This is a genomic window from Faecalicatena sp., assembly GCF_058819085.1.
This window is the reverse complement of the sequence record NZ_JBZUUL010000046.1, coordinates 17620-32473: the sequence shown is the minus strand read 5'-3', so window position 1 is coordinate 32473 and position 14854 is coordinate 17620. Positions and strand designations below refer to the sequence as shown.

Genomic DNA, 14854 nt, shown 5'->3' with positions numbered 1-14854 from the left:
TGATGCGGCATGGAGGTTCATAATGAAGCAGTATTTATTAGGAATTGATATTGGAACGAGTGCCTGCAAGATCGCTGTTTTCAACAGAGAGGGAAAAGTGATCTCTGCAGCAAACGGGGACTATCCTGTTTACTATCCGCATCCGGGATGGGCAGAGCAGAATCCGGAGGAATGGTGGAGCGCAGTCTGCGGGGCTGTAAAAGAAGTCCTTGTAAAGGGGAGCATCGCCCCGGAAGACATCGCAGGTGTAGGGATCGACGGTCAGAGCTGGTCAGCGATCGCAGTGGACAAAGACGGCAGAGTCCTGACAAACACGCCGATTTGGATGGATACAAGGGCGGCAGACATCTGTGAAGAAGTGAATGAAAAGATAGGGGCAGATAAGATATTTGAGCTTTCGGGAAACTCCCTGCAGCCATCCTACACGACGGCTAAGATCATCTGGTATCAGAGAAATCTGCCGGAGGTCTATGCAGATACATACAAGATTCTTCAGTCCAACAGCTATATTGCATACAAGCTGACCGGGGAGATGACACAGGATATGTCTCAGGGGTACGGACTGCATTGTTTTAACATGCATACAGGAACATGGGATGAGGATATGTGTGAGGCTTTGGGAATCCCCATGAGCCTGCTCCCGGAAATTCACCCGTGCCATGAAGTGATCGGGACGGTGAATGAGAAGGCAGCTAAGGAGTGCGGCCTTGCAGTCGGAACTCCTGTTGTAGCAGGCGGTCTGGATGCGGCCTGCGGCACTCTTGGGGCAGGCGTGATCCATCCCGGAGAGACCCAGGAGCAGGGCGGTCAGGCAGGCGGCATGAGTATCTGCACAGACCAGTACATTGCAGATGAAAGGCTGATCCTCGGATACCATGTTGTACCGGGACAGTGGCTCTTACAGGGAGGCACCACCGGAGGCGGCGGTGTTATGCGATGGCTGGAGCAGCAGTTCGGCGATTATGAGAGAGAAGAAGGAAAGAGACAGGGCAGGAGTTCACTGGATCTTTTCAATGAAATGGCAGAAAAGGTGTCGCCGGGAAGTGACGGTGTTGTGTTCCTTCCTTATATGTCTGGCGAACGTTCCCCAATATGGGACCCGGATGCAAAGGGCGTTTATTACGGATTGGATTTCAGCAAGACAAAGGCACATTTTATCCGGTCAGCTATGGAAGGTGTAGCATACGCCTTAAAGCATAATCTGGATGTGGCAAAGGAAGCAGGAGCAGAAGTGAGCGTGCTGCGGGCCATGGGAGGCTCCGCGAACTCCCTTCTCTGGACACAGATCAAATCAGATATTACAGGAAAGCCGATCATTGTACCTTCATCCGATACGGCGACGACCCTGGGGGCGGTGATCCTGGCAGGAGTCGGTGTGGGGATGTATGAGAGCTTTGAGGAGGCAGTCGCGCTGACGGTGGAAGAGAAACGTTCCCATGAACCAAACAAGGAAAACGAAAGTGTTTATGCAGGAAACTATGAGGTTTATCTGGAACTTTATCATAACTTAAAAGAAACAATGAAAAAAACAGGAGGCAGGTAAGATGAAAGCAGCAGTTGTATGTGCAAACGAGGATGTTCAGTATCTCGACTATGAGGAGCCACAGGCAGGACCGGGAGAAGTCAAAGTAAAAGTAAAGGCTTCCGGAATCTGTGGTTCTGATATCCCGAGAGTGCTCCACAATGGAGTGCACTTCTACCCGATCGTTCTGGGACACGAGTTTTCCGGTGACGTGGTAGCTGTAGGGGAAGGCGTAACAAAGGTGAAAGTAGGCGACAGAGTGTCAGGGGCGCCGCTTCTCCCATGCATGAAATGTGATGACTGCCAGAACGGTAATTTCTCACTCTGCAAGAACTACAGCTTCATCGGCTCCAGACAGCAGGGAAGTAATGCGGATTATGTTGTTCTGCCACAACAAAATGCAGTCGTATTCGATAAAAGCATTTCTTATGAGCAGGGAGCAATGTTCGAGCCATCCACAGTCGCACTGCACGGTCTTCTCCAGAATGACTATCAGGGCGGACAGTATGTAGCGATCTTAGGCGGCGGAACGATCGGTATGTTCACAATGCAGTGGGCAAAAATCTTCGGTTCCAAAAAAGTAGTTGTATTCGATATCAGTGATGAGAGATTAGAGCTTGCAAAACGCCTTGGAGCTGACGAAGTGATCAACACAACAAAAGAGAATTATATGGAAGAGGCAATGGCGATCACAGGCGGAAAAGGATATGCATATGTATATGAGACCGCAGGTCAGGCGCCGACCATGTACATGGCATTTGAGCTGGCTGCCAATAAGTCCCATGTCTGTTTCATCGGAACTCCTCATGTGGATCTGACATTCACACCAAAGATGTGGGAAAACATGAACCGTAAGGAATTCAAGCTGACCGGTTCCTGGATGTCTTACAGCTCACCGTTCCCGGGAAAAGAGTGGGAATTGACGGCACACTATTTTGCCACAGGACAGTTAAAGTTTGACCCGGGCTTCATTTACAAAAAAATGCCGATGAGCCAGGCACAGGAAGCGTTCCAAATGTTCAAGACACCGGGACTTGTCAAAGGAAAAGTTCTGCTGATGAATGAAGATTAGGAGGCTGCACCATGATTTTAACAGTAACCTTAAATGCGGCAATTGATAAGCGGTATGTGGTTGAGGGATTCCAGATCGGTGAGGTAAACCGTGTGAAGGAATGTGCTTACACACCGGGCGGAAAAGGACTGAATGTTTCCAAGCCTGCGGCGATCGCAGGGGCAGAAGTTGTGGCTACCGGATTTGTGGGAGGCCACGCAGGCAATTATATAGAAGCTTCTCTGAAACCATTTCATGTGGAGAGCGCATTCTACCACCTGGAAGCAGAGAGCCGTTCCTGTATCAATATCTGGGACGAGGTAAATAAAGTACAGACCGAATTCCTGGAACCGGGCTTCACGGTAACAGAAGAGGATTTCCGGGGATTTATCGAAAAGTTTCAAGGTCTGGTGGAGAAAGCGGATGTGGTAGCCATGTCCGGCAGCGTCCCGAAGGGGCTCGATGGCACGGCTTATCAGAGGCTTGTGAAGATCGTGAAGGATGCGGGCAAAAAGGTGATCCTGGATACGAGCGGAAAACTGCTTGAGATGGGGATCGAGGCCTGCCCGACCATGATCAAGCCGAATATCGATGAGATCCGTATGCTGACAGGAAAGACCTGTGACAATCTGGATGATATGATAGAAGCCGCAAAAGAAATCCATAAGCGGGGCGTGGAGATCGTGGCAGTTTCCCTTGGCGGGGACGGTTCCTTTGTTGTATGTGACCAGGGAATCTACCAGGCAAAGGTGCCGAAGATCGATGCAGTGAACACGGTGGGATGCGGAGACTCCATGATCGCCGGCTTTGCACTGGGCTTAAGCGAAGGCTTAAGTATCGAAGGAATCCTGCGAGAGGCGAGCGCCATCTCAGCGGCAGCTGCATTAAGAGAAGAAACCGGATTTTTTGTGAAGGAAGATATGGAAAGAATCTTCCCAGAAGTTGAGATCCTTAAATTAAAATAATAAAACAAAGAAAAGGAGATAGGAAAATGGGCGAATTTATCAACCCGGCAATTGTGCCAAAAGTAAAACTTTACACAGGAGAGGAAGTACCTTGTGTCGGTATGGGAACATTTGGTTCCGACAGATTTACAGCAGAGCAGGTATCGAATGCAGTAGCAGGTGCGATCCGCTGCGGATACCGTATGTTTGACTGTGCAGCATGCTATGGAAATGAGGACCAGATCGGTGAGGTCTTCCAGGCTGCATTTGACGAAGGCGTGGTAGAGCGTAAAGAGCTTTACATTATGACAAAGGTATGGAACGACATGCATGAGAGAGTGGAAGAGTCCTGCAGAAAGAGTATCGCAGACCTGAAGTGCGATTACATCGACCTGTTCTTCATCCACTGGCCATTCCCGAACTATCATGCACCAGGATGTGACGTGGATTCCCGCAACCCTGATTCTAGACCGTTCAGTGTAGAGGAATTTATGAGCACTTACAGACAGTGCGAGTCCCTGGTAGAAAAAGGACTGATCCGCCATATTGGTATCTCTAACATGACGATCCCGAAACTGGAAGCAGTTCTTCCTCTGATGAAGATCAAACCTGTTGCATGCGAGATGGAGCTTCATGTGTGCTTCCAGCAGCAGGAATTATACGATTACCTTGTATCCAAAGACATCCAGCCGATCGGCTTCATGCCTTTAGGATCACCTCAGAGACCGGAAAGAGATATGTGTCCTGAGGACGTGGCTGACTTACAGACACCGGAAATGCAGGAGATCGCGAAAGCACACGGCGTGCATCCGGCACTGATTGCATTAAAATGGGCTCACCAGAGAGGACAGATCCCGATTCCGTTCTCTGTACATGAAGTGGAATATGTAAGCAACTTAAAATGTCTGACAGAAGATCCGCTGACAGATGAGGAAATGGCTAAGATCGCAACTCTGGAGAGAAACAACAGACTTGTCAAAGGACAGGTATTCCTTTGGGAAGGCGCAAATGACTGGCATGATCTCTGGGATGAAGACGGAGTCATTGTGACACTGTAAGGGGCGCTGTACACGATCCTGAACGGGACTTCCCCGGGTATGGCACATGTCTTCTTAAATGTCAGGCCACTTGTTAAGCGGCTGTAAAAGAAAAAGAGAGAAAAACTGAGGCACTAGCCGATATGCGCAGAAAACTTGATGATTTCTTTGCATGTAGGCTGCAGAATTACGCCGGCGAACGGCGAATTCTGACCTCAGTTTTTTTCTCTTTTTCTTCAACGGCCTCTAAACGCGTTCTAAGACATTTGAGAAGACATGTGTCATACCCGGAGAATACCCGCTTAAGTATCACGTATAGCTAGGCACAGCATGAATGACAGAATAAATGATGGCAAAAACTTCTTTCCCTATTTTCCTGCTTGTTGTATACTATTATTATATTCGGAAACATACTACAATTTATGACCGCAGGCAGTGATACCCCTGCCTGCGGTTGTTATATCTTACCCCATAGGGCACATCCTGACACATGCCCTGCGGGCAGGTCTGCAGCAACAGCTGTTAAATAGGGCCTATGAATTTGTTTACACGGGAGGAAAGCGCGGTGTACAAGGTTTTACTGGTAGATGACGAGATTTTGGTGCGTGAGGCCATCAGCGCCAAGATAGAATGGAATAAGCTTGGGTTTGAACTGGCAAAGGACTGTGAGAATGGGAAGGACGCGATCGAGTTCATGAAGGAGAACCAGGTCGATGTAGTCCTCACAGATATCTGTATGCCATACATAGACGGGATGGGGCTGAGCAAGTATGTATATGAGAATTTCCCTCAGACTGCGATCATTATTTTCAGCGGATACAGTGACTTTGAATATGCAAAGCAGGCGATCCAGTATAAGGTGGCAGAGTATATCTTAAAGCCGGTGACTGCCAAGGAGCTTTCGGAAGTACTGACCAGGGTCAAGGAAAAGCTGGATGGTGAGAGACAGCAGGAACAGAAGATGGATGAACTGACAAAGGTTTATCACAGCTATACAAAGAATGAAGCTCTGATCATATCGAGGACTTTATCGCGGCTGGTAAAGGGGACGCAGGAGGTTGAGACAAGCTTAAGGGAGCTGGAGGAATTTGGAATATCCGTGGAGAGCGGGGCATATCGTGTGGCGGCAGTGGATATCGATGTATACTCAGACCTTTATGAGGTGGATGATGAATTGAAAAAGGAAAGTGCGCTGATGTCCTTTGTGGTGGAGAACATTTCCAGTGAGATCGTAGCAAATCACAAGGCAGGTCTGGCTTTCAGAGATTCAGACAACCGGGTCTGCATCCTGTTTTTCACGAACAGGCCTAAAGAATTTGCGGCCGAGGCCGGAAAGATATGCAGTGAGATCAAGGAGACGGTATATCGTACGATGAAGCTGAGTATTTCTATGGGGATCGGGAGATATGTGGATTCTTTAGATGAGCTTTACAAGTCCTACGATTCTGCCGCAGAGTTTTTGAAGTACCGTTATACAAAGGGCTGTGGAGTTATTTTTGACTGTGAACAGGAGGCAGTGTCGGGCAATCCGATGGAGCTGGAGCAGGATTTTAAGGATATTGCCTCTGCTCTGAGAGGAAATGACAGGAAGACGCTTCTGGATACCATCGACCATATTGAAAGCTGGCTGAGGACCGGTTATGTGAGCCGGAATAAATGTGTGGCTTATCTGCACCAGGTCTTGCGCATCATCTATGAGACCGTGCAGGAGACAGAGGAGAGTTTCATGCTGGCTGATTCTGACATTTCTGATATTACGGATGCGAGAAGCCTGGATAAGGCGATGGAACTGATCCGGGGGTATGCATCCCGGGGACTGGCTGCGGCTCTGGCAGCAGGACAGTCAAGCGGAGAGCGTCAGGCTGTGATGGCAGTCGATTATCTGAAAGAAAATTATAGCAATCCTGACCTGAGCCTGAATCATATCTGTGAGTATCTGAATATCAGCACAAGCAGGTTCAGCAGCATTTTTAAAGAGGCGACCGGAAAGACCTTTACCGAGGCACTGACAAACATCAGGATGGACCGGGCAAAGCAGCTTCTTCGCCAGACCAGCCTTAAGAATTATGAGATCGCTGAGAAGGTAGGGTTTAGTGATCCGCATTATTTCAGTATCGCATTTAAGAAGATGACAGGGAAGACGCCGAAAGAATACGCCAGAGAGAAGTAAGACATGAAGAGAAAAGAAGAAACCAGGACAATATTCAGCAGGTTTAAAAGCATTCAGAGCACCATGATGGTCTCATTTTCGGTCCTGATGGTGATTGCCGTGCTTATTTTCCTGCTTATCGCCATGAATTATACGAGTAATTCCATTTATGAGAACTCTATCAATTATACATCGCAGATTATCAAACAGGTGAACTATGATATCGATTCTTATGTGACATATTTAGAGAATATCTCATATATTGTTTCCACGAGCAGCGATGTTTCGAATTATCTGTATAATGAAAATCAGACCGAGAAGGAACGGGAAGACGAAAAGCAGAGGATTCTGTCACAGTTTAAGACGATCCTGGACAGCCGCAGCGACATCTATAATATTGCGGTTGTAGCCAATAACGGACGCAGTATTCTGAATGACGGACATGATGAGTTTACGGAGTATATCAATATCAAGGAGCAGGATTGGTATCAGGCAGCGCTGACGACAAGGGAGGGAACTGCTATTTCTTCTTCCCATGTGCAGAATTCCATCAAAAGCAGTTATAAATGGGTCATCACTCTGAGCAAGGCGCTGATTGATTATAATACAGCAAAAAAGGACGGGGTGTTTTTTGTAGACCTGAATTATACGGCGATCAGTGAGCTGTGTAATAATAATAGTATCGGCAATAAGGGATATATATTTATCGTGGATGAGAATGGGAACATCATCTATCACCCCAAGCAGCAGCTGATGTATGGTGGTTTGATCACGGAAAATATTGACGAGATCATGGCCTCGGATGAGGATTACCTGAATACAGGGGATAAGATCTATACGTTTTCAAAATCAAGAAAGACCGGCTGGACTGTGGTAGGGGCAGCCAATACCTCGGAGCTGCTTAAGAATAATAAACAGGCACAGATGATGTATCTGCTTGTGGCAGGAGTGCTGCTTCTGAGTGTTATTGTCATTTCTAATATTATTTCCAGGGAGATCACAAGGCCGATCCGGCAGCTTCGGGACTCTATGAGTATGGTGGAGGAAGGGCAGTTTGACAAGGCCAATGTAGTGGTGACAGCTAAAAATGAGATCGGCAGCCTTAGTAAGTCATTTAATGTGATGACGGAACGTATCCATACTCTGATGGAGCAGAATGTGTATGAGCAGAAGCAGAAGCGGAAGAATGAGATGAGGGCTCTTCAGGCTCAGATCAACCCGCATTTTCTCTATAATACCCTGGATTCCATCATCTGGATGTCGGAGGCCGGACAGAATGAAGAGGTCGTGCTGATGACCTCTGCACTTGCGAAGCTGCTCAGACAGAGTATCAGTAACGATAAAGAACAGGTGACACTGGCAGAGGAGATCGAATATGTGCGCAGCTATCTTACGATCCAGAAGATGCGGTATAAGGACAAGCTGGAATACTCGATCGAGGTGGCACCGGAGATCCTGCATGTGATGATCATTAAGTTTGCCCTGCAGCCGCTGGTGGAGAATGCGATCTATCACGGCCTGAAATATAAAGAAACGAAGGGAAATCTGAATATCAGAGGCTACGAGCGCGGCAGCAAGGTCTGCATTACGATCGCAGATGACGGCGTGGGCATGGACGATGAGACGCTGGAGCACATTTTTGATGAGACGAAGAAAGCACATAAATCAAATGGTGTAGGTGTGCCGAATGTGCAGAAGAGGCTGCAGCTTTATTATGGGGCAGAATACGGGATTACCTATATCAGCAGAAAGGGGGTAGGGACAGTGGCTACTGTTACAGTGCCGCTGGTAAGCCGCAAAGATGAAGAGTAGGACGATCAGTAAAAAAAGAATGACAGGGATATTCATTTTCATCATCATCGCCTCGATCCTGTTGGTGGTATTTGGAATGTTTGATGCAAAAAACAGGGAGAAGAAGGTCTATAAAGTAATCCTGATCCCCAAGACGATCGACAGCACCAATGGTTTTTGGACCTCCCTGATCTCGGGGGCAGAGTTGGGGGCAGAAGAGTTCGGCCTGGATCTGGAGGTAATGGGAGGAAAGTCGGAAGAAGATCTAAAAGGGCAGATCGAATGTATCAGGGAAAGCATCAAGAAGAGACCGGATGTGATACTGGCAGCGCCGTGCAGTTATTCTGAGACAAGTGAAGCGCTTCAGGAGGTAGTTGATAACGGGATCAGGCTGGTTCTGATCGATTCTGTGATCGACCGGGATATCGCCGCCAGCACTGTGGCTACGGACAACTACCGGGGAGGAAAGGAGCTTGGAGAGTATGCCAGGTCTTTGATCGACACAGATACCCCGATCGGGATCGTAGCTCACGTAAAAGGTTCTTCCACGGCGATCGAAAGGGAAAAAGGGATGCGGGACGGCCTGGGAAAATATGAATCCCAGGTAAAGGATGTGGTCTTCTGTGATTCCTCCTATGATAAAGCATATGATCAGACGCTGGCGATGCTGAAACGCTATCCTGATATCGGCATGATCATGGGGACGAATGAGTACGGAGCTGTAGGTGCGGCAAGGGCCGTTAAGGATCTGGGGCTGGCTGGTAAGGTAAAGGTGGTCGGTTTTGACAATTCTGTAGAGGAGATCCAGCTTTTAGAGGAGGGGGTCTTCCAGGGGATCATTATACAGAAGCCTTTCAACATGGGGTATCTTGGAATGGAACAGGCGGCAAATATCATGAGCGGGAAAACAGCAGAGAAGGATCTGGATTCCGGCTGTAAGCTGATCAACCGCAATAATATGTATGAAGAGGAGAATCAGAGGCTGCTTTATCCGCTGACCGGGCAGTAGCAGCACGGCCGGCATATCAGTCATGCATACAGCAGATAAATTATATAGTAAGCACAAAAAGGTTAAAAAATTACAGGGTGTAATTTTTTAACCTTTTTTAGTAAGATATTCGATTTCAAAAAAAAGTTTCACAGAGTATACTAACAACATAAAAGTTACAGAAATTTAATAAATTATTCATTTTTGGTTTATTTAGGCAGCCTCCTTTATCGTATCCGGTGTGCCGGATGCGGTTGAATATTGATAGATAATGACTTCAGGACATAGGTGTAAGAGGTTATTATTTTTTGGGTGTAAACGTATCGGAAGAGCTTACAGAAAGAAGAACGTAATGCAACAGGGAATATATATGAGGGAGAAGGAGGGACAGTAATGCTCAGAGAGAAAAAGTCAATGAAAGGGATGGCTGGTGCAGGATAGCACTGCATAGCCTGGTACCGGCTGATTCGTGCACTTCGGAAAGGAACCATTTCCCAGGCTATGGAGACAGCAGATCAGACAGGTACAAAATTTTATTATCAAAATCAGTATGGCTGAAGAAGTAGGAGGAAGAAAAGTGGGAAAGATTAAACAAAATCCTTTTGTAAAAAAGGTGGGGTTTAACAGAATCGTGTTATGCTTTGTTTTGATTCTTCTGTATGCGTTCTTCTGTGTAATGACGCAGGGAAGCTTTGCAGGGATGAACCGAATTATGAATGCCCTCAACTATGCATATTTTCTTGGATTTTTATCATTAGGAGTTACTTTTGTAATTGCAACAGGCGGAATTGATTTCTCGATCGGACCAGTAATGTTCTGCTGTGCACTTGTTTCAGGATATAGTCTGATCTCATATGGTGTGCCGATGGCAGCAGCGATGGTGATCAGTCTTGCCGTAGGAATCGCATTTGGTGTTTTCAATGGTTATCTGGTTGCATACTGGTCAGTACCGTCATTCATCACTTCCATGGCAAGTATGAATATTGCAAAAGGACTTGCGTCTGTATTTACAAAGACACAGTCCGTCAGCTGGCCGCAGGCAGCAACAGAAAGCGGCTGGTACAGAAACATAGTTAAGATGGAAGGTATCCCGACAGGCCTGATCATCTTCCTTGTAGTTGCAGTGGTTTGTGCAGTCCTTCTGAACAAGACAAAGATGGGACGTTACATATTATCTCTTGGAAGCAACAAAGAGGCAGTCAGACTTTCTGGAGTCAATGTTAAAAAGTGGGAGATGTCAGCATATGTTATCTGCGGAGTGCTGGTTGGTATCAGTGCATTGTTCTATGTAGCGGCATACACAACTGTTCAGCCGGGATATGGCGACCAGTACAACAATGAAGCAATTGCAGGCTGTGTAATGGGAGGAACTTCCATGGCAGGAGGTCTTGCATCCATCAGCGGTACTGTGATCGGTGTATTTATTATTGCTCTGCTTCAGGAAGGTATCCTGGCTCTTGGCCTTGATAAAAACTATCAGCTAATTATTACAGGTATTATTGTTATTGTTGCCGTATTCAGTGATGTTGTTTCAAGACGTAGAAAGAACTAATATGGAAATAATGATACATGGAAATTTGAAAGTGAAAGAAAGGCAAGGGTAAGAGAATGGGCGAAGTTATATTAACGATGAAAGATATTGATAAATCTTTCCCTGGTGTTCATGCACTGGACCACGTTGATCTGGAAGTGAGAAAAGGTGAAGTCCTTGCATTGATGGGAGAGAATGGTGCCGGAAAGTCCACACTTATGAAGGTGTTGACAGGTATCTATAAAAAAGATTCCGGTACGATTACATATGAAGGTAAAGAAGTAGAATTCACAAATACAAGAGAAGCACAGGATGCAGGTATCGTTATCGTGCATCAGGAGCTGAACATGCTTGGTCATCTGACGGTTGCACAGAACATCTTTATCGGAAGAGAGTTTAAAAAAGGTATCCGCATTGATGATAAGAAGATGAACGAGGAAGCAAAAAAGCTTTTCCAGAGAATGAACATTGATATTGATCCGAAGGAAACAATGAGCAGGCTGACAGTCGGAAAGCAGCAGATGTGCGAGATCGCAAAGGCGATTTCTCATGATGCGAAAGTCATCATCTTTGATGAGCCTTCTGCAGCACTGACAGAGACGGAGATTGATGAGCTGTTCAAGATCATTCGTGACTTGAGAGAAAAAAATATGGGTATTGTCTACATCTCACATCGTATGGATGAGATCAAGAAGATTACGGACAGAGTTACAGTCATGAGAGATGGTACATATGTAGGAACTCTGATCACAAAAGACAGTACAAAGGACGATATTATCAATATGATGGTCGGACGTGTTATTTACGAAGATCCTAAGACACAGAGCATGGTACCGAAGGATGCTCCGGTCGTACTTAAGGTGGATCACCTGAAAGCAGGAAAAATGGTACAGGATGTAAGCTTTGAATTACACAAAGGCGAGATCCTTGGTTTCTCAGGACTGATGGGAGCAGGACGTACAGAGACAGCGCGTGCCCTCTTCGGTGCAGACCCGATCGACAGCGGGGATATCTATATCAATGGAAAGAAGGTAACTATTAACAGCCCGCAGGATGCGGTTAATCATGGTATCGGATATCTGTCAGAGGACAGAAAGAGATACGGAATCGTAGTTCAGAAGTCTGTTGCTGAGAATACAACAATGGCAACGATGGAAAAGTATATGAACGGTATCTTCATTGATAAGAAGAAAGAAAAGGAAGTTGCCCAGAAATATGTAGACTCCCTGGCAACGAAGACACCGGATGTTGATCAGCTTGTTGTGAACCTGTCAGGTGGTAACCAGCAGAAGGTCGTTATTGCAAAATGGCTGACCAGAGACTGTGATATCCTGATATTCGATGAGCCTACAAGAGGTATCGATGTAGGTGCAAAGAGTGAGATCTACAAATTGATGAATCAGCTGGCAGCAGAAGGAAAAGCCATTATTATGATATCCTCTGAGATGACGGAAATCTTACGTATGAGTGATAGAATTATCGTAATGTGTGAAGGTAAGAAGACGGGTGAGCTGGATATTGCAGAGGCAACTCAGGAAAATATCATGAATCTGGCTACACGAGAGATTGAGTAGGGAGGAAAATAAAATGGCAGACAATAAGACTAAAGTGGCTGGCAGAAAGGAGTCTACGATTGACAGATTGGGAGGACAGAAGTTTATCGTTCTCTTGGTTGTAATCGCATTGTTTATCTTCTTCTGTGCATTCAGTCCAAATTTTAGAAAATATACAACGTTTGTAAGTATTTTGGATTATTCATACTACATTACATTGATGGCGATCGGTGTTGCTTTCCCACTGATGACATCCGGTGTTGACCTTTCCATTGGTACAGGACTTATTTGTTACTCACTGGTAGGAGGTTATCTGATCACGTTCCATGGCTGGCCAACATGGGCAGGAATGCTGATAAGTATTCTGTTTGGTGTGGCAATCGGAGTAGTAAATGGCTGTCTGGTCGCATTGATGGATCTGCCGCCGTTTTTGGCAACACTTTGTACGTGTATGATCACGCGGGGGCTGGGCTCTATTATAGTAGGTGGATTCGGTATTTCATGGCCGGCAGCAATTGCTCCGGGAGGATGGTTCAGAAGTATCTTTAAGATTCAAATGAATGGCTTGAACATCCCGATTGGTTTCTTATGGATCATACTGATAGTTATTGCGATGACATTCGTTCTGAATCATACGAAGATCGGCCGGTATACACTGGCGATCGGAAGTAATAAAGAAGCAACCAGATTATCTGGTGTTAATGTAAAATTCTATCACATTTTTGCATATGTGATTTCAGGATTCTTTGCAGGACTGGCAGCGATTTCTTACTCTGCTATCTTTGCAACGGTTCAGCCGGGTACAGGAGCCGGATTCGAGCTTGAGGCCATCGGTGGAGCAATCATCGGCGGCGTGTCCATGTCAGGCGGCGCAGGTAGTATCACAGGAACTCTTGCCGGTGTATTCGTTATCTGTCTGTTAAAGACAGGACTTCCGTTCATCGGACTGACAGCGAACTGGCAGCAGATCATCACAGGTTTTGTCCTGATCGCAGCCGTACTGGTAGATATCTTAAAGAGAAAGAACGACAAAGAGTAATCTGGTAACCTTATTTTAACGATAGTCAGCAGCCAGGGGAGACTGGATGGAACATCTGTTCCCGGCTGTTACTATAAAACTATTTTATGTCAGGAGGACAAAAAATTATGAAAAAGAAAGTTTTAGCAGTGTTACTTAGCGGATGCATGGTAGCAGGAATGATCGCTGGCTGTGGAAGCAAAGGCGGCGACGACAAGAAAGCTGATGACGGTGCAGCAAAGACTGAGACAGAAGACAAAGGTGACGCAGGCAAAGGCGGATACCACTTTGAAGTTGTTGTAAAGAGCTTCCAGTCATCATACTGGCAGGCAGCTGTTCAGGGAATCAAACAGGCAGAAGAAGAACTGGGTGTTACAGCTAACACAACAGGACCTAACGCTGAGTCTGATATCGCTGACCAGGTAAACATGCTGAACAACGCAATCAGCCAGAAACCAGACGGTATCGCTCTTGCAGCATGTGACCAGAACTCCGTTCTTGAGTCTCTGCAGACAGCACTTGACCAGAAGATCCCGGTAGTTTGCTTCGACTCAGGTGTGCCGGACGCTCCAGAAGGATCTGTTTACGCAACAGTTGTAACAAACAACGGTGCAGCAGGTGCTATCGCAGCAGAAAAGATCTATGAAGCAGTAAAAGATAAAATTGCAAAAGCTGATGGTCCAGTCAGAGTTGGTGAAGTAAACCAGGATGCTACATCTGCTAACATTACAGAGCGTGGTCTTGGATTCGTTAACAAATTCATCGAGCTCGCTACAGCTGACGGAAAGAAAGTTGCTGTAACAGGAAATGACTACTATGTTGGTAAAGTAGAAGACAAAGGTGACGAGAAGTCAGCAGACATCATCATCGAGATCGCAGTACCGGCTCAGACAACAGTTGAGCTGTGCTCTACAGAAGCTGCTAACATCATGAACAAAAAAGATACGATCGCAATCTTCGGTTCTAACCAGGTTTCTGCAGAGGGTGTTCTGACAGCTAACCAGAACCTGAACGTATTAGGATCAGACCCAGAGAAGAACATCATCGCTGCTGGATTCGATGCTGGTTCAACAATCAAGGCTGCTGTTAAAGATGGTACATTACTTGGTGCTGTTACACAGTCTCCTCTGATGCAGGGTAAATTATCTATCGAAACACTTACAAAGATCTGCAACGGTGAAGAAGTAAGTGATATCGAGACAGATGGTTACTGGTATGATTCTACAAACATGGAAGAAGCTGACATTAAGCCAAACCTGTATGACTAATC

At 46.2% G+C, this 14854-nt stretch carries 11 protein-coding genes; all 11 read left to right on the top strand.

What is annotated here, in order from left to right; genetic code table 11:
• Window positions 1–22: 22 nt before the first annotated feature.
• The 11 genes from xylB (at window position 23) to AC4OGX_RS20130 (ending at window position 14852) form a co-directional block, all read left to right on the top strand.
• The gene (gene xylB, locus AC4OGX_RS20180; protein WP_493332604.1) at window positions 23–1543 is read left to right on the top strand and encodes a xylulokinase; all 1521 of its coding nucleotides are present in this window, start codon (window positions 23–25) and stop codon (window positions 1541–1543) included.
• A 1-nt stretch (window position 1544) separates the two neighbouring features.
• Window positions 1545–2594 carry a galactitol-1-phosphate 5-dehydrogenase gene (locus tag AC4OGX_RS20175; RefSeq protein WP_493332603.1) on the top strand — a complete coding sequence of 350 codons (1050 nt, stop codon included), beginning with the start codon at window positions 1545–1547 and terminating at the stop codon, window positions 2592–2594.
• A gap of 11 nt (window positions 2595–2605) precedes the next feature.
• The gene (pfkB, locus tag AC4OGX_RS20170; protein WP_493332602.1) at window positions 2606–3538 is read left to right on the top strand and encodes a 1-phosphofructokinase; all 933 of its coding nucleotides are present in this window, start codon (window positions 2606–2608) and stop codon (window positions 3536–3538) included.
• A gap of 26 nt (window positions 3539–3564) precedes the next feature.
• Entirely contained in the window at window positions 3565–4575 is a 1011-nt protein-coding gene (locus AC4OGX_RS20165; RefSeq protein ID WP_493332600.1) for an aldo/keto reductase family protein, read from the top strand.
• Between the two features lie 544 nt (window positions 4576–5119).
• On the top strand, window positions 5120–6724 hold the full coding sequence (locus AC4OGX_RS20160; RefSeq protein ID WP_493332598.1) for a response regulator: 1605 nt from the start codon (window positions 5120–5122) through the stop codon (window positions 6722–6724).
• A gap of 3 nt (window positions 6725–6727) precedes the next feature.
• The gene (locus tag AC4OGX_RS20155) at window positions 6728–8515 is read left to right on the top strand and encodes a cache domain-containing sensor histidine kinase (protein ID WP_493332597.1); all 1788 of its coding nucleotides are present in this window, start codon (window positions 6728–6730) and stop codon (window positions 8513–8515) included.
• Window positions 8505–9503 (top strand): substrate-binding domain-containing protein, encoded by a 999-nt coding sequence (locus AC4OGX_RS20150; protein WP_493332595.1) that lies wholly within the window; start codon window positions 8505–8507, stop codon window positions 9501–9503. The genes AC4OGX_RS20155 and AC4OGX_RS20150 overlap by 11 nt, the downstream gene beginning before the upstream one ends.
• A gap of 556 nt (window positions 9504–10059) precedes the next feature.
• On the top strand, window positions 10060–11034 hold the full coding sequence (locus AC4OGX_RS20145; RefSeq protein WP_493332594.1) for an ABC transporter permease: 975 nt from the start codon (window positions 10060–10062) through the stop codon (window positions 11032–11034).
• Window positions 11035–11090: 56 nt separating this feature from the next.
• On the top strand, window positions 11091–12587 hold the full coding sequence (locus AC4OGX_RS20140) for a sugar ABC transporter ATP-binding protein (protein WP_493332593.1): 1497 nt from the start codon (window positions 11091–11093) through the stop codon (window positions 12585–12587).
• A gap of 13 nt (window positions 12588–12600) precedes the next feature.
• Window positions 12601–13605 (top strand): ABC transporter permease, encoded by a 1005-nt coding sequence (locus tag AC4OGX_RS20135; protein WP_493332591.1) that lies wholly within the window; start codon window positions 12601–12603, stop codon window positions 13603–13605.
• 107 nt (window positions 13606–13712) lie between these two features.
• Complete coding sequence (locus AC4OGX_RS20130; RefSeq protein WP_493332590.1) at window positions 13713–14852, top strand: substrate-binding domain-containing protein; 1140 nt, start codon at window positions 13713–13715, stop codon at window positions 14850–14852.
• The last annotated feature ends 2 nt before the right edge of the window (window positions 14853–14854 follow it).